This window comes from Salinispora goodfellowii (assembly GCF_059570675.1).
In genome coordinates, this window is record NZ_JCANTD010000011.1 from 104,408 (window position 1) to 124,845 (window position 20,438).

Genomic DNA, 20,438 nt, shown 5'->3' on the forward strand with positions numbered 1-20,438 from the left:
CCGCCGCGGCATAGCAGATCAACTGTTCCGGTGGAATCTGTCCACAGGTGCCGTGCCCATCCACAGGCCGGCAGTCGGTGTCGCCCCGGGGCCAGCCGGGCGGCGCAGGCTTCCAGACCAGCGAAGCCCGAGCCGACTGCTGGAGGCCGTGATGCCACCTCGCCCCGCCGTACCGCCCCCGCGCCGCCTGCCCCTTCTCGTGACCTCCGACGACATGCTCCTCGACGCCCTGCTGCGGCTCGCCGCGGCCGGTGGCGTCGAAGTCGACCTCGCACCGGATCCGGTGGCCGCCCGGTCCCGCTGGTCCCCCGCGCCGTTGGTCCTGGTCGGCAGCGACCAGGCGCAGCCATGCCTCCGGGCGCGGCTGCCGCACCGGCGGCGGTTGGTGCTGGTCGGCCACGCCGGGCACCTTGACCCCGGCCGGGATGTGGCCGACCTGATGGGTGCCGAGTTCGTGGCCGTCCTGCCCGCGGCCGAGCCCTGGCTGGTCGACCGGTTCGTCGAATGCGGCCCGGAGCAACCCGAACCGGTAGCGGCCCGGGCCGTCGCCGTCCTCGGCGGACGGGGCGGCGCCGGCGCCAGTGTCCTTGCTGGCGGGCTCGCTGTCACCGCGGCCCGCTCCCGCCTGCGGACGCTTCTGGTTGACGCAGACCCGCTCGGCGGTGGGCTGGACCTGGTGCTCGGCTGGGAACAACTGGGCGGATTGCGCTGGCCCGCGCTGACCGACGCCGACGGTCGGGTGGACGCCGCGTCGCTGGTGCGGGCCCTGCCCAGCCGGGGCGACCTGGTGGTCCTCTCGTGGGACCGAGGTGATCTTCGGTCGTTGCCGAGCGTGGCGATGGCGGCGACCCTCGACGCGGCCCGGCGGGCTCGCGACCTGGTCGTGGTTGACCTGCCCCGGCACCTGGATGACGCGGCGGTAACCGCCCTGCAGTCGGTCGACCGGGCCTTCGTCGTGGTACCCGCCGAACTCCGCGCCACCGCTGCTGCTGCTCGGGTGGTCAGCGCCGCCGCACCACACTGCGCCGACCTCTCCCTGATCGTCCGTGGTCCCGCCCCCGGCCGGCTCAAGGCCACCGAACTCGCGCGGACACTTGGGTTGCCGTTGGCCGGCACGGTGCGTCTGGAGCCGGCGCTCGGCCGTGGCCTGGAACGGGGTGAAGCGCCGGCGGCGGACGGGCGCGGCGCACTGGCCGTCCTGTGCCAACGGCTCCTCAACGAACTGACCGGTACGGCGCCGGGTGTGGCATGACCACGGCGGACGATGGCCTCGCCGCGCGAGTCCGACAGCGAATCGCGTCCTCCTCCACCCCGGTCACCCCGGCGGCGATTGTCTCCGCCGTACGCGCCGAGCCGGCCGCCGCGGTGCTCGGCGACACCACGTTGCTCCGCCTCGCCGACCGGGTGCACGACGACCTGGTGGGCGCCGGCCCGCTGGCCCCACTGTTGGCCGACCCAAGGGTCACCGATGTTCTCGTGAACAACATTCACGTCTGGGTCGACCGGGGGGAGGGCCTGAAAGCGGTCGCGGTGCCGGTGGGCTCGGTGGACGACGTCCGCCGGCTCGCACAGCGACTCGCCGCCAGCGCCGGCAGGCGGCTGGACGACGGCTCGCCGTACGTTGACGCGCGACTCGCCGACGGCACCCGGCTACATGCGGTCCTGCCACCGGTGGCCACCGACGGTCCATACCTATCCCTGCGGACCTTCCGGCAGCGACCGTTCACGCTCGACGAGCTGGTCGGTCAGGGGTCCGTGCCGCGGGCAGTCGCCCCGGTACTGGCCGCAGTGGTGGCGGCCCGGCTCGCGTACCTCGTGGTCGGCGGCACCGGTTCTGGCAAGACCACATTGCTCAACACGCTACTCGGCATCGTTCCCGGCACGGAGCGGATCGTGCTGGTGGAGGACGCGGCTGAGCTGCACCCGGCACATCCGCACGTCGTCGGGCTGCAGGCGCGCACGGCGAATGTGGAGGGCGTGGGCGCGGTGGGCCTGACCGACCTGGTCCGGCAGGCGTTGCGGATGCGACCGGACCGGCTCGTCATCGGCGAGTGCCGGGGCCGGGAGGTCGTGGACCTGTTGGTGGCGATGAATACCGGTCACGAGGGAGGAGCCGGGACGCTGCATGCCAACACCCCCGCGGATGTGCCGGCTCGACTCGAGGCACTCGGTCTCCTCGGTGGATTGCCCCGGCCCGCACTGCACGCCCAGGTTGCGGCGGCACTCCAGGTGGTGCTGCAGGTACGCCGCGCGGATCGGGGGCGGGTGCTGGATTCCATCTGCCTGCTCCTGCCGGATGGGCCTGATCGGCTGCTCAGGGCGGTTCCGGCCTGGGGTCGTACTGGTGGGCCGGGGCCAGCGGCCGGGACGCTGGCCGGGCTGCTGGGCGAGCGGAAGGTGCCGGTCCCACCGATCCTGTGGGAGTCCCGGCCCGGTCCGGCAGGTGTGGGATGACCCCGGCTCAGCTCCTGCTACCGGTGCTCCTGGTCGCCCTAACGGTGGTCGCGGCGTGGTTGTTGACCCGGCTCGCCCGGCAACGGGTCCAGACCAGCAGCGGCTCGGGTGCCGTGGACGACCCACTGGTGACCTGGGTGGCCAGCCTGCGGCACAGCACCCCACCGCCCGGACCTGGGGACGGGGTGGAGACGGATGTGGCGCGGGATGTGGCGCGGCCGAAGCCGGCCGGGACGCGGCCCCAGCAGCGCGGGCAGGACCGCTCGGCAGGGCCGCCATCCCGGCGTGACTCGAGGCGTCCGAGCAGGACGGCTCGCCCGATGTCTGGTGCCCGCCAGGATGGTTCGGTCTCCGGTGCGTGGAGCGCGGGGCCCCCGCCGCGTTCTGCCTGGTACCACCCCCTGGCGGCGGCACCCCGGCGCACGCTGCTGCTCTCGGGTGTCCTGGCCGCCGCCGTGGGTGCCCTGCTGGCCGGTCCGGTCGCAGCAGTGGTCGTCGGCGCGTACGGCACGCTGGGAGTCCGGGCGCTGCTGCGACGACGCGCGAACCGGCAGGCCGACCAGCGCCGCCGCCGTCACCTCGACCAGCTCTGTGATCTCGCCGCTGACCTGCGTGCCGGTCTGCCCGTGGGCCAGTCCACGGCGCTGCCGATGGCCGGGGGTTCGGGCGGCACCCTGATCCGGGCGGCGGTCCGGCTCGCTGATCGTACCGGTGCGCCCCTCGCCGATCTGCTGGATCGGATCGATGTGGACGCCCGCGCCGCTGACCGGGGTCGGGCCACGGCAGCAGCGCAGGCGGCCGGGGCGCGGGCGACCGCCTGGCTGCTCGCGGCGCTTCCGATCGGTGGCGTCGGCCTGGGGTACGGCATCGGTGTTGACCCGGTCGCGGTACTACTGCACTCGGCGGTCGGCGGTAGCTGCGCGGTCCTCGCTGTCATGCTCCAGATTGCTGGGTTGTTCTGGACGGAACGGCTCACCGTGGTCCGCGGCGGGGAGATCGGATGACGCCGCCGGTGCTGACTGCCGAACGTTGGGGCGTGCCAGCCCTGCTGGCCAGACTCGGATGGAGGAGGCGTCGTCCGATCCGTCGGCTGCGCGACCTCGACCGGGTCCCGCCCGGCCCGCCACTGATCAGACCGGCGGATGGGACCCCGGGGGAGTCCCACCACCGGCGGTGCGCGATTCGGCTCGTCGCAGTACTCGCGGCTGTGGCGCTCGCTGTGCTGGCCGGTGGAGTACCGGGCCTGCTCGGGGCCCCGCCCGTCGCGGTGCTGCTCGACCGCCTGCTTCGTCGGGTCGAGTCACCGGCTGTCCGGGAGCGGCGTCGACGGGAGAATGCCGCCCTGCCGCTCGCCGCTGACCTGCTCGCGTCGGCGATGCGCGCCGGAGTCCCGGTAGACCGGTCGGTACTGGCGGTGGCGGAGGCGCTCGACGGGCCCCTCGCCGAGCGACTCGCCCGGGTCGGGCGCCTTCTTCGCCTCGGAGCGGAGCCCGCGGAGGCGTGGTCGTCGCTTGCGGCGGTGCCCGGCGCCGAGCGCCTGGTCGGTGCCGCGCTCCGCTCGGCAACCAGCGGTGCCTCCCTGGCGGGCGCGTTGACCCGTCTCGCCGAGGATCTGCGGGCCGACCGGGCCGCGGCGGCCGAGGCGACAGCCCGCCGCTCCGGGGTGCTGATTGTGCTGCCGTTGGGGCTCTGCTTCCTACCGGCCTTCATTCTCGCCGGCCTGGTGCCGGTGATCGTCGCCGTGCTCGGTGACGTGCTCTGACCGATCTCGAGAAAGGACCACGGACATGCGCACAATCACCGCCCGACTTCGAGGCGACGCTGGGATGAACACCGCCGAATACGCCGTCGGCACGCTCGCTGCAGTCGCCTTCGCCGGGCTCCTACTCAAGGTACTTACCTCTGACAGTGCGCAGGCGGCGTTGACCGCCATCATTGACCGGGCACTTCAGTGAGGCGGTGCCGGTGGGCCGGCCGAGACCGGGGCGCCTTCACCGCTGAGCTGGCGGCCGGCCTGCCGGCATTGCTCTTGCTCCTGTTCGTTGGTCTGACGGCGGTTGACGCGGTGGGCACCAAGGGCACCGCTCTGCACGCGGCACGGGAGGCGGCGGTCGCGGTATCCCGGGGCGCAGACGGGTGGGCCGTGGCCCGCGCGCTCGCCCCACCCGGAGCCCGGGTGTCGATCGACAAAGACAGGGAGCGGGTACGCGTCACTGTTCGCGCCCCGGTCCGGGGCCTCGGGACGCGGATTCCCCGACTGACGGTCACGGCGACGACCGTGGCCGCGGTCGAACCCGGCCCCGAGCCGTTCCCGCTGGTCGAAGGTGTCGTCGGTGAAGCCGGAGCAGGAGGGTGACCGGCAGTGGAAGCGGATGTCCTCGCACCGCCGGTCGGGATAGGAGGGCTCGGTTGGGGCCGCGGGAGACCGGCGAAAAATGGGGGCGGGTGTTCGCTGGTGGGGACCGGGGCGGTGCCACGGTCCTACTGCTCGCGGTCGGCGTCGCATTCGTGGTCTTCGGGGTGGCGGGCATGGCGGTTGGGGTGGCTCGGGTGGCCCGACAGCAGGCAGGTGTCGCGGCGGACCTGGGTGCGCTCGCTGGGGCGGCAGACGCCGTGCTCGGAGTCGCCAGCGCGTGTGAGTCGGCCCGGGAGATCGTGACCGCAAACGGCGGCCGGCTCGTCGGCTGCCGGCTCGACGGGCTGGATCTGCTGGTCACCGTGGAGGTGACCGCCACCGTGTTGCCGGGCCTGGTCCGGGCCGCGGCCGGGCGGGCCCGGGCCGGCCCGGTACGTGGGTGAGCGCACGCGTGTCCCCGGGCCGGCCCGCTACGTGGTTCAGCGCACCCCCGGCAGGCCCGCCGGCCGCAGTGGACGCGCGAGTGCCGGGGGAGCGTCACGTTGCCGGAGCGGCCTCCCGGTGTCGGTGACCGTCGCCCTCGCCGGGGACCGGCCCGATTTCTCCGCTGGTGCGGGCGCTACCAACCGTGCACGGCGAGCCGGGGGCCTTCGGGGACCGGTCGCGCCAACGGATCAGCGGGACTGGAGCGTGTCCAGTCCGATCGCTATGGCGATGATCAGCCGGCGATCGAGCTGCGGGTTGTGGATCTGCACGACATACCGGTCGCGGATACCCCACTTCTTCACGACCGAGAAGGCCGGCTGGCCGTCGGCGCCGAAATCGAAGTGGTAGGGCAGCCAGGACAGCGCTTCGACGAAGCGGCGGAGCAGCGCGGTCGGCAGGGACCGTTCCGCCCCGGTGGCCGGGGGCAACCCGCCCTGCTCGAGATGCCACGTGGAGCGCAGCAGGGACTTGGCGAAGTCTTTGCGGAACAGGCCGATCGGGTTTCCGTCTTGATCAGTGACGTCGTAGGTGGCGCCCAGGTCGAGGCGCTGCCGTGCCTTGAATCCGAGCAACGGCTGCTGCTGTGTGTCGTCGGTGTAGATGGTCACCTGTTCCTTGAAGGCGAGCCGCTTCTGCTGGGCGAACGCCAGCAGGTCCCCCTCCGAGCCGTCCGGTGCGACGGCGTGAACCTGGTACTGGTTGACGACCAACCGGATTCGCTGGCGGATGTGGAACTGCTGGTGAGTCTGAAGGGCGTCGGGGTGCATGATGTTCCTTTCGGTTCAGTCGGGGTCGGGCTGGACCGGGTGGCGGGGTGGCCGGCGTTCCGCGCGCCGCCGGTGCGCGGAACGCGGGCCCGTTGACGCGTCAGGACGCCCGGCTGGCCCGAGTCACTCCGGATGGCAGGTTGGCCAGCACGATGTCGAGGACCCGGACCGCGTCCGCCTTGGACAGTGGGTTGTTGCCATTACCGCACTTCGGGGACTGGACGCAGGACGGGCAGCCGGACTCGCAGCCACACTCCGCGACCACGTCCCGGGTCGCCCGCAGCCACCTCGCCGCCGTATCGTACGCCCGTTCGGCGAAACCGGCCCCGCCGGAGTGGCCGTCGTAGACGAAGACGGTCGGCGCCCCGGTGTCGGGGTGTGCGGCGGTGGACAACCCGCCGATGTCCCACCGGTCGCAGGTGGCGGTCAGTGGCAGCAACCCGATCGCGGCGTGCTCGGCGGCGTGCAGCGCGCCGGGTACGTCGGTGGGGCCGACTCCGCCCGCGGTGAGGGATTCCGGCGAGAGCGTGAACCACACCGCCACGGTCCGCAGTTCCCGGGCCGGTAGGTCCAGGGGGCGGGTGTCGATGATCTCGCCGGTGGCGATCCGGCGTCGCTGGTAGGACACCACCTGGCTGGTCACGTCGACCTCACCGAGGAAGAGTCCGACCGGCCCGGCGTCCAGGTACGACCGGACTGCCACCACCGACAGCGACGTGACATCACGGGCGTGGGTGGACCAGTCCGGCTCCGCCGGGTGCACCAGTGCGCACCCGTCGGCGAGGTCGAGGGTGTCGACCACGTACGAGATGCCCTGGTGCAGGTAGACCGCCCCGGGGTGCAGCAGGAAGTGCGACGACCCGCCGTCGACCGTGCCGAGGAGTCGCCCGGTCGCGGTCTCCACCACGCAGATCGGGGCGCCGTCTCCACCACGGAGCTCCACCTGGGGGCGTTCTCGGTGGCGCCAGTACCACCCGGTGGGGCGCTGGCGGAGCGCACCGGCCTCGACCAGGGCGTCCACCGCCTCCTTCGCGCCCTCCCCGAACAGGTCCAGGTCGGCCGGGGTGAGTGGCGTCTCGGCGGCGGCGCAGGCGAGCTGCGGCCTGAGCACGTACGGGTTGGTGGGGTCGAGCACGGTCGCCTCGACCGGGGTCCCGAAGACTGCCTCGGGGTGGTGAACGAGGTAGCTGTCGAGCGGGTCGTCCCGGGCCACCAGCACCGCCAGCGCCTCCTGGCCGGAGCGGCCGGCCCGCCCCGCCTGCTGCCAGAGCGAGGCGCGGGTGCCGGGGTAGCCGCAGATCAGCACGGCGTCCAGACCGACCAGGTCGACGCCGAGCTCGAGGGCGTTGGTCGAGGCCAGTCCGCGCAGTTCACCGCTGAGGAGGGACCGTTCCAGCTCGCGTCGCTCCTCCCGCAGGTAGCCGGCACGGTAGGCGGCCACCTGGTCACCCAGCCCGGAGAACGCCTCGTCGAGGGCCCGCCGGGCGTTGGCGGCCACGGCCTCGGCCCCCCGTCGGGACCGGACGAAGGCGAGTGTGCGGACCCCGGCGGCGACCGCGTCGGCGAGCAGGTCGGCGGTTTCGCGCAGCGCGGATCGTCGTACCGGCGCGAGGTCGGTGTCGTCGGGGGAGTTGGTCGGGGCGGGCAGCGTCGGCGGCTCCCACAGTGCGAAGGTCACTCCGCCGTGGGGCGAGGTGTCTGCGGTGACGGCCGCCACAGGCAGGCCGGTGAGCCGTTCGGCTGTCGCGGCCGGGTCACCCGAGGTGGCGGAGGCCAGCACGAAGACCGGTGTACGGCCGATCCGGGTGCACTGCCGGCGCAGCCGGCGCAGCACGTGCGCGACCTGCGAGCCGAAGACGCCCCGGTAGCTGTGGCATTCGTCCACCACCACGTACGCGAGCCGGCGGAGGAACCGCTGCCACTGGGCGTGACCGGGCAGGATGCCGTGGTGCAGCATGTCGGGGTTGGTCAGCACGAATCGCGCGTGCTGCCGGATCCACTCCCGTTCGGCTCGGGGGGTGTCTCCGTCGTAGCAGGCGGGGCGCACTCCCTCCAGCTCCAGTTCGGTGACGGCCCGGAGCTGGTCAACGGCGAGTGCCTTGGTGGGAGCGAGGTAGAGCACGGTGGCGCGGGGGTCGGTGAGCAGTGTCGACAGCGCCGGTAGCTGGTAGGCCAGGGATTTGCCGGACGCCGTGCCGGTGGCGACGACGACGTGGCTGCCGGCGTGGGCGAGGTTGGCGGCTTCGGCCTGGTGCTGCCACGGTGCGTCCACGCCCTGCCGGGTGAGGGCCACGCGCAGGTCCGCCGGGACCCAGCTGGGCCAGGGCGCGGGCTTGCCGGCGCGGGCGGGTACCCGTTCGACGTGGGTTACCGGGTCGGTGTCGTGCCGGGCGCGGAGCTGACCCAGCAGCTCTGCCGGGGACGGCCCGGGGGCTGCGGCACGGGCAGCCGCGGGTGACCCCGGCCGGCCGGGGTGCCGCGGCCGGGGTGCCGGGCTGTCAGAGGTCACGTCTGCACACTCGCACGGGTGTTCGGGGATGGGTAGCGTTGGTCCTGGGGCTGAGGTGCCTGCCTGCCGGGGCGCTTGCTGGTAGCCAGTACTACCGGTGGTGATGGTTGAATGCCCGGGGAGAGTTTACGGCTCTTGCGAGGAGGGTCTGATGGAGCTGTCGCTGGCGACGCGCACCGTGGGGGAGTTTGCGGTGGTCGTGGTCGGCGGTGAGGTGGATGTCTATACCGCCCCGCAGCTCCGGGAAGCCCTGTTCGAGTTGATCGATGCCGGGGTGGAGCGCGTCGTGGTTGACCTGGGTCGAGTCGACTTTCTCGACTCCACCGGGCTTGGCGTGCTGGTGGGTGTCCTCAAACGGCTGCGGACCGCCGGTGGCTCCTTCGCGTTGGTCTGTGACCGGGAGCCGCTGCTGAAGATCTTCCGGATCACCGCGCTTGACCAGGTTTTCCCGCTGTTTCCGACGGTTGACGCGGCGACCGGCGTGTGATGGCCGTGGTCCGTCTCTCCTTCTCGCCCGCGCCGGTGCACGTTCGCACGGCGCGGCTGGTTGGTGTCGCCGTGGCGCGGCGCGCGGGGGTCCGGCAGGGCCTGCTGGACGAGGTGCGACTGGCGATCGGTGAGGCGTGTACCCGGGCGGTGGCGCTGCACCAGCAGTACAACCTGTCTGACCCGGTACGGGTGGAGATGTCCGATGACGGGACGTATGCGGTCCGGGTGGTGGACCGGGCGCCGATCGAGGCTGGCGCCGATCTTGCCGCGTTGCCGCCGTACGAACTGGCCCGGGAGCCGCTCAGCGAGGACGCGTTGACCACTGGCGTCGGATTCGCGCTGCTTGCCGGCTTCGTCGATGACCTCCTGGTACGTCCGGCGGACGGGGGTATCGGCACCGAGGTGCAGATGGTGTGGCCGCTCGACCGCTGAGCGCGTTGGAGCACCGCCCGGCTCCGCCACTGTCAGAACGGACCTCGGCTGTCCTCTTTGGGCTCGATCGGCGCTTCGCTATATCAGAGTTCCTCTCGTAACACAGCGACAAAGATCATTCCGACACGATGACCGTCAGGTGTGACCTCAGACACTGCGGAGGGCTACAGTACCCGGGTTGTCAGCAAGTGAACCCTTCCGCAGCCAGCGGGAACGGTGCTCCATCGCTGGTCCGCTCGGTGGGTTGGCGCGTGCTTGCGACACCGCATCCAGGCGTCGGCCCCGCGTCTCCACGGTCGGCGCGAGCGTTCGGTACAGGAGGACACAGATGTCCGACACCTTGGCCGCCGAGGGCGGCGGGATCTCCCTTACCGGGAGCAATGTCACGTACGTGGTTCTCGCCGCCGTGATCGCGGCCGTGGCGCTGGCGTTCGCCGCCGCGCTGACGCGGACCGTGCTGGCCGCCGGCAGGGGCACCACCAATATGCAGGAAATCTCGGGTGCGGTGCAGGAGGGCGCCTCGGCGTACCTGTTCCGGCAGTTCCGTACCCTGGCGATCTTCGTGGTCGTCGCCGTGCTGCTGCTGTTCCTGCTGCCGGTGCACGAGACCGACGGCAGCGAAACCGCGGTGAAGATCGGCCGATCGGCCTTCTTCGTCATCGGCGCACTCTTCAGCGCGTTCATCGGCGGCGCCGGCATGTGGCTGGCGACCCGGGCCAACCTGCGGGTCGCCGCCGCAGCCCGGGAACGGGTGGGTGGCCGGGAGGCCGCCATGCGGATCGCGTTCCGCACCGGCGGCGTCGTCGGCTTCCTCACCGTCGGCCTTGGTCTCCTCGGCGCGGCGCTGGTCGTCCTCTTCTACCGGAGCGACGCCCCGACCGTACTGGAGGGCTTCGGCTTCGGTGCCGCGCTGCTCGCCATGTTCATGCGGGTCGGTGGCGGCATCTTCACCAAAGCCGCCGATGTCGGCGCCGACCTGGTCGGCAAGGTGGAACAGGGAATCCCCGAGGACGATCCGCGCAACGCCGCCACCATCGCCGACAACGTGGGCGACAACGTGGGCGACTGCGCCGGCATGGCCGCCGACCTGTTCGAGTCGTACGCGGTGACCCTGGTCGCCGCGCTGATCCTCGGCCGGGCCGCCTTCGGCGAGCACGGGTTGGTCTTCCCGCTGATCGTCTCCGGCATCGGGGTGATCGTCGCGATCATCGGCGTCTTCATCACCCGGCTGCGCACCTCGGACCGCTCCGGGCTGACCGCTATCAACCGGGCCTTCTACGCCTCCGCGCTCATCTCCGCGGTGCTGGTTGCCATCGCCGCCTGGGCGTACCTGCCGGCCAGTTTCGCCGAGTTGACCCAGGGACTGGCCGATGTTGACCAGGACCCGCGCGTGGTGGCGATCGGCGCGGTCGTCATCGGTATCGTGCTGGCCGCCGCGATCCAGGCGCTGACCGGCTACTTCACCGAGACCGAACGCCGCCCGGTGCAGGACATCGGCCGCAGTTCGCAGACCGGTCCGGCCACCGTCATCCTCGCCGGCATCGGCGTCGGTCTGGAGTCCGCGGTCTACTCGGCGCTGCTGATCGGGGCGGGCGTCTTCGGCGCCTTCCTGCTCGGCGGCAGCTCCATCACGCTGTCGCTGTTCGCGGTCGCGCTGGCCGGTACCGGACTGCTCACCACGGTCGGCGTCATCGTCGCGATGGACACCTTCGGTCCGATCTCCGACAACGCCCAGGGCGTGGCGGAGATGTCCGGCGACATCGACGCGGATGGCGCCCGTACGCTGACCGAGCTGGACGCGGTCGGCAACACCACCAAGGCGATCACCAAGGGCATCGCGATCGCCACCGCGGTACTGGCTGCGACCGCGCTCTTCGGCTCGTACACCGACACGCTGCGCATCGCGTACGCCGACGCGGGCATCACCGATGTCGGCGGCGAGATCCTCAACTCGCTGAACGTGGCGAACCCGCGGAACCTAGTCGGTCTGATCATCGGCGCTGCGGTGGTCTTCCTCTTCTCCGGGTTGGCCATCAACGCCGTGTCCCGCTCGGCGGGGGCGGTGGTGATGGAGGTTCGCCGGCAGTTCCGGGAACTACCCGGGATCATGGACCGCACCCAGCGCCCCGAGTACGGCAAGGTCGTCGACATCTGCACCCGGGACGCGCAGCGGGAGCTGATGACCCCCGGCCTGCTGGCGATCATGGCGCCGATCGCGGTCGGCTTCGGGCTCGGGCCGGGCGCGCTCGCGTCGTACCTGGCCGGGGCGATCGGGGCCGGCACCCTGATGGCCGTCTTCCTGAGTAACTCCGGCGGCGCCTGGGACAACAGCAAGAAGATGGTCGAGGATGGCGCGTACGGCGGCAAGGGCTCCGAGGCGCACTCCGCGACTGTTATCGGCGACACCGTCGGCGACCCCTTCAAGGACACCGCCGGCCCGGCGATCAACCCGCTGCTCAAGGTGATGAACCTGGTCTCGCTGCTGATCGCGCCGGCCGTGGTGGCCTGGAGCGTGGGCGACGACCGCAACACCGGGCTGCGGATCTCGATCGCCGTGGTCGCGACCCTGATCATTGTGGCCGCCGTGCTGTTCAGCAAGCGCCAGGGGGTGTCGATGTCGGATCCCGGCGCGGGCACGGGCAGCCCGGAACAACGTCCGGAGGCGGTCCGGGCCTGACCTGTGCACCCGCACCGCCGTCCGCCCGGCCCGCGTCGGGCGGGCGGCGGTGCGGATGCCCGGCGAACCTGACCGCTGTACGGGACGGCGCGACACCGTACGCTGCAACGCATGCGTGTGTGCCGGGCGACAGCCGGAGGGCTGGCGGCGATGCTGGCTGCGGTTGTCCTGATCGCCGGATGCGGCGGTGGGCCGAGCCCTGGGGCGTGGGCGACCTCGGTCTGCTCCGCCCTGACCCCCTGGCGAGCCGAGATCAGGAAGCTCACCAGTAGCACCGACCAGCAGATGACCGCCCAGACCAGTCCGGCTCAGGCCAAGGAGAATCTCGTGCGGCTCTTCGACGGGGCGGCGCGGGCCAGCGAGACGGCGCGGCGCCGGGTGGAGCAGGCCGGCGTCCCCGACGCGGAGCAGGGCGCCGAGGTGTCCGCGCGGGTCCGGACGGCGCTGGCGCAGATGCGGGACGCGTACGCCAAGGCCCGGGACTCCATCGACAGCCTTAGCACGAGCCAGTCCACCGCCTTCTACGACGGGGTACGGGATGCGGTCCAGACCCTGAACCAGGAGTACGAGGCCAGCGCCCTGGATACCAGTAACCTGAACTCGGAGGAGCTGATCCGCGCCTTCGCCGAGGTCCCCGAGTGCCGTTGACCGGGCCGTTGGACGGGGAGTCGGCGCCGGGGCTCTTCCCGGCGCTCGAGCTGGACCCGTCCGCCACCCGGGGCCGCACCGACCGGGCAGCGCGTCCGCGTGCGGCCGCCGCCCGGGTCGACTCGGCCGATCGCCGGCAGCGAGGTCACGACTCGGGTCGTCAGCTCGCCTTGTTCGGCGCCGAGGCCACCGAACCCGTCGTCACCGACCTGGCCGGCCTGCTCGCCGGACCGGCCGAGGGGTCCGTGATGGGGGGCACCGCCCGCCTGGCCGTGATGGTTGACGATGCCTGGCGGGTGCACGTGCTGGTCGCCGAGTTGGCGGCGCGACACCTCCCCACGAGCTGGGCGGCGGCGGGCGGTGGCCGGCATTCCGTCCGGACGGCGTACACGAGGGTGCTGAAACCGCTCGTGGCAGCGTGGCTTCGTGGCTCGGTGAAGCATCCGCCCGACGCCTTCCACCTGGATGGGCGAGGGCTGCGGCTGTGGTTCGTCGCGGCCGGTTCGATGGCGGACTCCGAGGTCCTGCTCCGCCTCGGACTGGCCGCCCACCAGCGGGTGGGGGCGGCGCTCGCCGCGGTGGGGTTGCCCGCGGTACCGGAGTCGGGTCCGGACGGCCTGGCCTACCGGATCACCGGCCGTCGACTGTTGAACCGCTTCGCCGAACTGGTCGGCGACCCACCCCCCGCCGTGCCCCCGGTGGCCTGGCCGTACCGCGGTTGAGCGGCGGTGCTCTCAACGCCGTGGCGTCGCGAGCGGGCGGTGTGGCAGTTCCGCTGCCGGCGCCCCGCCCCGACCGGGTGCGTTGGGTCCCGTTCGTCACGGGAAGCGGTGGTCAGGCCTACGGGCAGTGTACGGTGACGCCGGGTCGGGTCCCTCCGGTGTTGTCGCCCACGAAACCGGAATCCCGGACGACGCGTTACGTTGGACATCCGGACTGTTGGGGCGCCGGTGGGGTCAATGCGCCCCGTACCGGACACCGCGGCGGTCACGATGCGGGAGTGAGGTCGGAGAGAGACGTGCCGAGCAACGCTGGAACCACCCGTCTGGTCATCGTCGAGTCCCCGGCGAAGGCCAAGACGATCTCGGGCTACCTCGGCCCGGGGTACGTCGTGGAGGCCAGTTTCGGGCACGTCCGCGACCTGCCGCGGAACGCCGCCGATGTGCCGGCGAAGTACAAGGGCGAGGCGTGGGCCCGGCTCGGCGTCGACGTCGACAACGGCTTCCACGCCCTCTACGTCGTCTCCGCCGACCGCCGGCAGCAGATCAGCAAGTTGACCAAGCTGGCCCGGGAGGTTGACGAGATCCTCCTGGCCACGGATGAGGACCGGGAGGGCGAGGCGATCGCCTGGCACCTGGTGGAGACGCTCAAGCCGAAGGTTCCGGTCAAGCGGATGGTCTTCCACGAGATCACCAAGGCGGCGATCCGGGCCGCCGTGGCGAATCCGCGGGAGATCGACCGCGATCTGGTTGATGCCCAGGAGGCCCGCCGCATCCTCGACCGCCTGTACGGCTACGAGGTGTCCCCGGTGCTGTGGAAGAAGGTCATGCCGAAGCTCTCGGCGGGCCGGGTGCAGTCGGTGGCGACCCGCATCGTGGTCGAGCGGGAGCGGCAGCGGATGGCGTTCCGCAGCGCCGAGTACTGGGACATTCTCGCCACGCTCGCCGCCGAACAGCCCGGCGAGGGACCCCGTACCTTCACCGCCACCCTGGTCGCGCTCAACGGTGACCGGATCGCCACCGGCAAGGACTTCGAGCCGACCACCGGGCGGGTCCGTCCCGGCGCCGGTGTGGTGCACCTGGACGAGGGTGGGGCCCAGGGGCTGGCCGCCCGGCTGGCGGATCGGCCGTTCGCGGTTACCCGGGTCGAGGAGAAGCCGTACCGTCGCCGCCCGTACGCGCCGTTCATCACCTCGACGCTGCAACAGGAGTCGGCCCGCAAGCTGCGTTTCTCCTCGCAGCAGACGATGCGCACCGCGCAGCGGCTCTATGAGAACGGCTACATCACCTATATGCGTACCGACTCGGTGAACCTGTCGGAGACCGCCATCGCCGCGGCCCGGCAGCAGATCGCCGAGCTGTACGGGGAACGTTGCGTCCCGCCGGAGCCGCGTCGCTACACCGGCAAGGTGAAGAACGCGCAGGAGGCGCATGAGGCGATCCGCCCCGCGGGCGACACCTTCCGCACCCCGGGTGAGCTGCGCAACGAGCTGTCGGTGGAGGAGTACAAGCTCTACGAGCTGATCTGGCGGCGCACCGTCGCCTCCCAGATGACCGACGCCGTGGGCTCCAGCGTCTCGGTGCGGATCCGCGCCGTCACGGCGGCGGGTGAGGAGGCGGACTTCGGCGCCACCGGCAAGACCATCACCGACCCGGGCTTCCTCCGCGCCTACGTGGAGTCCAGCGACGACGAGAACGCCGAGGCGGAGGATGCTGAGCGGCGTCTACCGACGCTGGTGAAGGACCAGCCGCTCACCGCCGAGCAGCTCGCCGCGCAGGAGCACCACACCCAGCCGCCCGCCCGTTACACCGAGGCGTCCCTGGTCAAGGCGCTGGAGGAGCTGGGCATCGGCCGCCCCTCCACCTACGCGTCGATCATGCAGACCATCCAGGACCGGGGGTATGTCGTCAAGCGTGGTCAGGCGATGATCCCGTCGTTCCTGGCCTTCGCCGTGGTCGGGCTGATGGAGCGGCACTACCCGCGCCTGATCGACTATGGCTTCACCGCCAGCATGGAGAACGAGCTGGACGAGATCGCCGGCGGCGACCACGCGGCGGTGGACTTCCTCACCGCGTTCTACTTCGGCACCACCAACGGCGCCGGGGACCAGGACATCGCCCGCTCCGGTGGGCTGAAGAAGCTGGTCACCGAGAACCTGAGTGAGATCGACGCGCGGAGCGTCAACTCGATTCCGCTCTTCAGCGACGACCAGGGGCGGCCGGTCGTGGTCCGGGTGGGCCGTTACGGGCCGTACCTGCAGCGGGAGTTGCCCGGGGAGGCGGCCGCCGCCGAGGGTGAGGAGGGCGGTGGTCAGGGCGACCGGGCTCCGATTCCGGAAGGGCTGGCCCCGGATGAGTTGACCCCGGAGAAGGTGCACGAGCTCTTCCTCGGCGGTGGTGGTGAGCGCAAGCTCGGGGAGGATCCGGCCACCGGCGAGCCGATTCTGCTCAAGTCGGGCCGGTTCGGCCCCTACGTGGCCAGCGGGGAGCGTAAGTCGTCCCTGCTGCGCTCCCAGTCGCCGGACGCCCTCACCCTCGACGAGGCGCTGCGGCTGCTGACCCTGCCGCGGCTGGTCGGTGTTGACCCGGAGGGCAACGAGGTCCTCGCGAACAACGGCCGCTACGGCCCGTACGTGAAGCGGGGCGAGGAGTTCCGGTCGCTGGAGTCCGAAGAGCAGATGTTCACGGTCACGCTGGACGAGGCGCTGGCGTTGCTGGCCGCCCCGAAGACCCGGCAGCGTCGGGCTCCCGCACCTCCACTGCGGGAGTTGGGCGCCGACCCGTTGACCGAGAAGCCGCTGGTCATCAAGGATGGCCGGTTCGGGCCGTACGTGACCGACGGGGAGACCAACGCGTCGTTGCGGCGGGGGCAGACGCCGGAGGCGCTGAGTCTGGAGCAGGCGTCGGAGATGCTCGCCGAGAAGCGGGCGAAGGGCCCGGCGCCGCGCAAGAAGGCGGCCAAGAAGGCCGCGCCCGCGAAGAAGGCGACGCCGGCCAAGAAGACGACGACGAAGACGACGACGAAGAGGGCGACGGCGACGAAGAAGACCGCCGCGGCGGCCAAGACGACGGCGGCGAAGAGCGCCGCGGCCAAGCCGCCGAAGCGGGCGGGCAGCGCGGCGGAGTAGCGAATCCGCCGGCCCGCGGCCAGCCGAGGCGGGACGGGCCGGGGCTGCGCCAGCCGCGGCGGACGGTCCGGGGCGCGGTCAGCCGCGGCGGACGGTCCGGGGCGCGGTTAGCCGAGGACGCGGGACAGGTGTTCGCTGGCGAACACCCGGTGTGGGTCGAGCCGGTCCCGGACGGCCTGGAAGCTGTCCCACTTGGGATAGGCGGGGGCCAGGGAGGTCGCGTCGCGCCAGTGCAGTTTGCCCCAGTGCGGCCGGCCGCCAAGCCCTTCGGCCAGCTCTTCGACGGCGCGGAAGTACGGCTCGTACGGCATCCCCACGTACTGGTGGACGGCGAGGTAGGCGGAGTCCCGGCCGTAGCCGTGCGAGAGCCAGACCTCGTCGGCGGCGCTGAACCGGACTTCGACCGGGAAGAGGATTTTGACCGGCAGCCGGTCCACGATCCGGCGCAGGTCGGCCAGGGCAGGGGCGAGGGCCGCGCGGGGCAGCGCGTACTCCATCTCGACGAAGCGGACCCGACGTGGGCTGCAGAAAACCGCGTCGGAGGGGCCGGTGTAGCGGCGCTCGGTGAGCACCCGCGCGGCGACGGAGCTGAGGCCAGGAGCGAGTGCCGGTACGGCCCGGCCGAGCCGGCAGGCCCCGCCGAGCAGGGTGTTGGCGAGGAACTCGTCGTTGAGCCAGCGGTGCCAGCGTGGCAGCGGACGGTCGTTGACGGGTACCCGGTCGTTGCTCTTGACCTGGACCCGGTCGGTGTAGGGGAACCAGTAGAACTCGACGTGGTCGTGTCGCTCGACCAGCTCGGGTAACTCGGCCAGCACTCCGGCCAGCGGCGCGGGCCGCTCGTGGGCGTGCAACACGAACGCGTCCACACAGCTCAGGGTGACGTCGACCAGGACGCCGAGCGCGCCGAGCGAGACCCGGGCGGCGGCGAAGACATCCGGGTGCTCGTCGGCGGAGCAGTGCAGCACCTCGCCGGCGCCGCTGACCAGGGTGAGGGCGGTGACGAAGGTGGACAGGCAGCCATGCCGGGTGCCGGTACCGTGGGTGCCGGTCGAGATCGCGCCGGCTACCGTCTGCGCGTCGATGTCACCGAGGTTGGGCAGGGCCAGTCCGTAGCCGGCGAGCAGTCGGTTGAGGGCGCGCAGTGTGGTGCCGGCGGGGACCGTGACCAGCCGGCGATCGAGGTCGACCCGCACCTCGTTGGCCAGGCCCGTCAGCTCCATTCGATGACCGTCGGTCCGGGCGACCGGGGTGAAGGAGTGGCCGCTGCCGACCGGACGGATCCGCTCTCCGGCTGCTACGGCGGCCCGTACCGCCGTCGCGATTTCGGCGCTTGAGGTGGGACGGAGCACGCTGGTGGCGGTGTCACGCTGATTGCCGGCCCAGTTGGACCAGGCGCTGACGGAGCTTGCGGTAGCGGCCATGGACGCTCCTCGAAATGAATGTGAAGTGACTTCATATCAGGAACGTTGTGCCTGGTAAATACCGTAATCGAGTTCCGCTCGTTGTACCGGTAGTCACGGACTCGTGACGTGCAGATATGTTCATCCGTCGAAGGGGGGTGGCGAGTGTCCACACCAGCCGCCACGACCGGGCCGCTGCGCCGCGTACCGGTGCAGGGTCGAAGTGTCGCTCGGGTCCAGCGAATGCTGGACGCCTGTGCGGAGCTCGTCGACGAGGTGGGGTACGAGGGGCTGACCACGACGCTGCTCGCCGAGCGCGCCGAGGTGGCGATTGGGTCGGTCTATCAGTTCTTCCCGGACAAGCGGGCGATCGTGCAGGCGTTGACCCTGCGCACGATGGAGTCCTATCTCCAGCGGCTCGACGAGAGGTTCGCCTCGAACGACCTGACCCACTGGTGGGATGGGGTTGACGCGGCGATCGACGAGTACATCACGATGCACCGCACCGTTCCCGGGTTCCGTACCCTGCACTTCGGCGACGTGGTCGACCTGCACCTGCTCGATGAGCAGCGGGACAACAACGGGGTGATCGCCGATCAACTCGCCCGCGTCCTGACCGAGCGCTTCGGACTTACCGACGTCCCGGAGCTCCAGTTCCATCTCGAGATCGCGGTCGAGGGCGCTGATGCGCTCGTCCAGCTGGCGTTCCGGCGGCGGCAGGAGGGCGATGACCGGGTGCTCGTCGAGGCGAAGGCGTTGATTCGGGAGTACCTGTACCGCCAGGTTGACGCTCGGGGGGGCGTGGACCGGCCGGTGGAGGTCGTCCAGCCAGCCTGATCGGTGTCCACCCGCCCGGACCGTCCCAAACCGGGTTCGGGCGGCGGGCCCCGGCGCCCGGGGTGGGGTCTTCAGAGGAAGGCCCACCCCGCACCGCGGTACGTGGCGGCGGCCGCAGCGACGATCTCCGTCTCCACCAGGTGGAGCTCGTTGACGTGCTCGGCGAGCTCACCGGCCTTGGCGTGCCGGAACCAGACCCGGTCGCCGATCCGAAGCGTGTCGGCGGCCCGGCCGGTCAGCGGAGTCTGCACCTCACCGGCGCCCTCCGCGCCGACCAACCGGAGGCCGGCTGGGAGGACCGGGCGGGGGAGGCGACTGCGTTCGGCCGGCCCGGAGGCGATCCAACCGCCGCCGAGAACGGTGGCGTAGCCCGGCGCCGGCCGGCGTGCCACCGCGCAGGCGAAGAAGGCGGCGGGGGTCGGGCGCCAGGCCCGGTAGGTGTCGAAGAGCGTCGGCCCGTACAGCCCGGAGCCCGCGGCGACCTCGGTGACCGCGGGGTCGGCGCTGGTGGCGGCCAGGCTGCCGGTGCCGCCACCGTTGACAAACTCCAGCTCGGCGTGCTCGCGGACGGCCGCCACCGCGGCACTCCGACGGGCCAGCAACTCCCGGTACGACCCGCGCTGAACCAGTCGGATCGCCGCGCCGAGCAGCGCCCGCCCCGGCGGCGCGTCGCCCATCCCGGCGATCTGCGCCTCGTACGCCATCAGTCCGACCAGCCGGAACCCGGGTCGGGCGGCGACGGCGGCGGCGAGCGCACCGGCCGCTCGTGGATCATGTACCGGCGAGCGGCGTACCCCGAGGTGCAGCCGCCCGCCCAGGGGTCGCCAGGAGGCGTCCAGGTCCAGGCAGACCCGCAGCTCGGGCCGGCGACCTGGGGCGCGAACGGCGTCCACCAGATCGAGCTGGGCGGGATCGTCGATCATCAGGGTCACCGCGGCGGCGAGCGTCGGATCACCGGCCAGTTCGGCGAGCGCGGCCCGGTCGGTCGCGGGGTACGCCACCACCACGTCGTCGGTGATCCCGCAGCGGACCAGCCAGAGCGCCTCGGCGAGGGTGAACGCCAGCACCCCCGCCCAGCCGGGGGTGGCCAGGGCCCGGGAGATCAGCGTCCGGCAGCGAACTGACTTGCTGGCCAGGCGGACCGGCTTGCCGCGGGCGCGCTCGGCGAGGGCGGTGGCGTTGTCGTCGAACGCCCGGAGGTCAACCACCGCGTACGGCGGGTCGAGGTGGGCGGTCGCGCGGTCGAGTCGGGCGCGCAGTTCCGCGGTGTCGGGGGCCACGTGGTGCACGCTAGCCGTGCCGGGGTCGATGCCCAAGCACCTCGCCCCGGGCGGGCTGCGGGCGGTGGACACCCCCGCCTAGGCTCGGCGAGCAGGGGAATGTCATAGCGGGATGCCATCGGGCCGGGGCTAGAGTGTTGCACCGAGACTGCCCGGTAATGGGTCGCCATGTGGAGGTACGGCCATCAAAAGCCAGCAGAACGGCGAGTGGGCCAACGGCTCGTCACCCGCCGCCCAGTCCGGACCGGCGGGCCCG

General features: G+C 71.9%; 18 protein-coding genes. 14 read left to right on the forward strand and 4 right to left on the reverse strand.

Annotation, left to right across the window (positions count from 1 at the left end):
• Positions 1-199 precede the first annotated feature (199 nt).
• The 7 genes from ssd to T398_RS13765 are packed head-to-tail and all read left to right on the forward strand — an operon-like array spanning position 200 to position 5,253.
• Positions 200-1,252 (forward strand): septum site-determining protein Ssd, encoded by a 1,053-nt coding sequence (gene ssd / locus T398_RS13735; protein WP_496447220.1) that lies wholly within the window; start codon positions 200-202, stop codon positions 1,250-1,252.
• Positions 1,249-2,454 (forward strand): TadA family conjugal transfer-associated ATPase, encoded by a 1,206-nt coding sequence (locus T398_RS13740; protein WP_496447168.1) that lies wholly within the window; start codon positions 1,249-1,251, stop codon positions 2,452-2,454. The genes ssd and T398_RS13740 overlap by 4 nt, the downstream gene beginning before the upstream one ends.
• Positions 2,451-3,458 carry a hypothetical protein gene (locus T398_RS13745; RefSeq protein WP_496447169.1) on the forward strand — a complete coding sequence of 336 codons (1,008 nt, stop codon included), beginning with the start codon at positions 2,451-2,453 and terminating at the stop codon, positions 3,456-3,458. Before T398_RS13740 ends, T398_RS13745 begins: the two co-directional genes overlap by 4 nt.
• Positions 3,455-4,216 carry a type II secretion system F family protein gene (locus tag T398_RS13750; RefSeq protein ID WP_496447171.1) on the forward strand — a complete coding sequence of 254 codons (762 nt, stop codon included), beginning with the start codon at positions 3,455-3,457 and terminating at the stop codon, positions 4,214-4,216. Before T398_RS13745 ends, T398_RS13750 begins: the two co-directional genes overlap by 4 nt.
• A 25-nt stretch (positions 4,217-4,241) precedes the next feature.
• Positions 4,242-4,409: a DUF4244 domain-containing protein gene (locus T398_RS13755; RefSeq protein WP_496447173.1), complete on the forward strand. Its 168-nt coding sequence runs from the start codon at positions 4,242-4,244 to the stop codon at positions 4,407-4,409.
• Positions 4,406-4,810, forward strand: a complete 405-nt coding sequence (locus tag T398_RS13760) for a TadE family type IV pilus minor pilin (RefSeq protein WP_496447175.1) — start codon at positions 4,406-4,408, stop codon at positions 4,808-4,810. The genes T398_RS13755 and T398_RS13760 overlap by 4 nt, the downstream gene beginning before the upstream one ends.
• Positions 4,811-4,863: 53 nt before the next feature.
• On the forward strand, positions 4,864-5,253 hold the full coding sequence (locus tag T398_RS13765) for an Rv3654c family TadE-like protein (protein ID WP_496447177.1): 390 nt from the start codon (positions 4,864-4,866) through the stop codon (positions 5,251-5,253).
• A 231-nt stretch (positions 5,254-5,484) separates the two neighbouring features.
• On the opposite strand, the gene T398_RS13770 is transcribed toward T398_RS13765, so the two are convergent.
• Positions 5,485-6,063: an LURP-one-related family protein gene (locus T398_RS13770; protein ID WP_496447178.1), complete on the reverse strand. Its 579-nt coding sequence runs from the start codon at positions 6,061-6,063 to the stop codon at positions 5,485-5,487.
• A 100-nt stretch (positions 6,064-6,163) separates the two neighbouring features.
• Entirely contained in the window at positions 6,164-8,572 is a 2,409-nt protein-coding gene (locus T398_RS13775) for a DEAD/DEAH box helicase (protein ID WP_496447180.1), read from the reverse strand.
• A 151-nt stretch (positions 8,573-8,723) separates the two neighbouring features.
• On the opposite strand from T398_RS13775, the gene T398_RS13780 reads away from it, so the two are divergent.
• From T398_RS13780 to topA, 6 genes are all read left to right on the forward strand, one after another.
• Positions 8,724-9,059 (forward strand): STAS domain-containing protein, encoded by a 336-nt coding sequence (locus tag T398_RS13780; protein ID WP_496447181.1) that lies wholly within the window; start codon positions 8,724-8,726, stop codon positions 9,057-9,059.
• Complete coding sequence (locus tag T398_RS13785; protein ID WP_496447182.1) at positions 9,059-9,493, forward strand: ATP-binding protein; 435 nt, start codon at positions 9,059-9,061, stop codon at positions 9,491-9,493. The genes T398_RS13780 and T398_RS13785 overlap by 1 nt, the downstream gene beginning before the upstream one ends.
• A gap of 328 nt (positions 9,494-9,821) precedes the next feature.
• Positions 9,822-12,170 carry a sodium-translocating pyrophosphatase gene (locus T398_RS13790; protein ID WP_496447184.1) on the forward strand — a complete coding sequence of 783 codons (2,349 nt, stop codon included), beginning with the start codon at positions 9,822-9,824 and terminating at the stop codon, positions 12,168-12,170.
• 111 nt (positions 12,171-12,281) lie between these two features.
• Positions 12,282-12,818 carry a hypothetical protein gene (locus T398_RS13795; RefSeq protein ID WP_496447186.1) on the forward strand — a complete coding sequence of 179 codons (537 nt, stop codon included), beginning with the start codon at positions 12,282-12,284 and terminating at the stop codon, positions 12,816-12,818.
• Positions 12,809-13,540, forward strand: coding sequence for a hypothetical protein (locus T398_RS13800; protein ID WP_496447188.1), 732 nt, complete (start codon positions 12,809-12,811; stop codon positions 13,538-13,540). Before T398_RS13795 ends, T398_RS13800 begins: the two co-directional genes overlap by 10 nt.
• A gap of 296 nt (positions 13,541-13,836) precedes the next feature.
• Positions 13,837-16,665 carry a type I DNA topoisomerase gene (gene topA, locus T398_RS13805; protein WP_496447189.1) on the forward strand — a complete coding sequence of 943 codons (2,829 nt, stop codon included), beginning with the start codon at positions 13,837-13,839 and terminating at the stop codon, positions 16,663-16,665.
• Positions 16,666-16,772: 107 nt separating this feature from the next.
• On the opposite strand, the gene T398_RS13810 is transcribed toward topA, so the two are convergent.
• Positions 16,773-18,086 (reverse strand): D-arabinono-1,4-lactone oxidase, encoded by a 1,314-nt coding sequence (locus tag T398_RS13810; protein ID WP_496447191.1) that lies wholly within the window; start codon positions 18,084-18,086, stop codon positions 16,773-16,775.
• A gap of 222 nt (positions 18,087-18,308) precedes the next feature.
• On the opposite strand from T398_RS13810, the gene T398_RS13815 reads away from it, so the two are divergent.
• Entirely contained in the window at positions 18,309-18,902 is a 594-nt protein-coding gene (locus T398_RS13815; RefSeq protein WP_496447222.1) for a TetR/AcrR family transcriptional regulator, read from the forward strand.
• A 71-nt stretch (positions 18,903-18,973) separates the two neighbouring features.
• Here T398_RS13815 and T398_RS13820 read toward each other — a convergent pair whose 3' ends face one another.
• On the reverse strand, positions 18,974-20,191 hold the full coding sequence (locus T398_RS13820; RefSeq protein WP_496447224.1) for an amino acid deaminase/aldolase: 1,218 nt from the start codon (positions 20,189-20,191) through the stop codon (positions 18,974-18,976).
• Between the last annotated feature and the right edge of the window lie 247 nt (positions 20,192-20,438).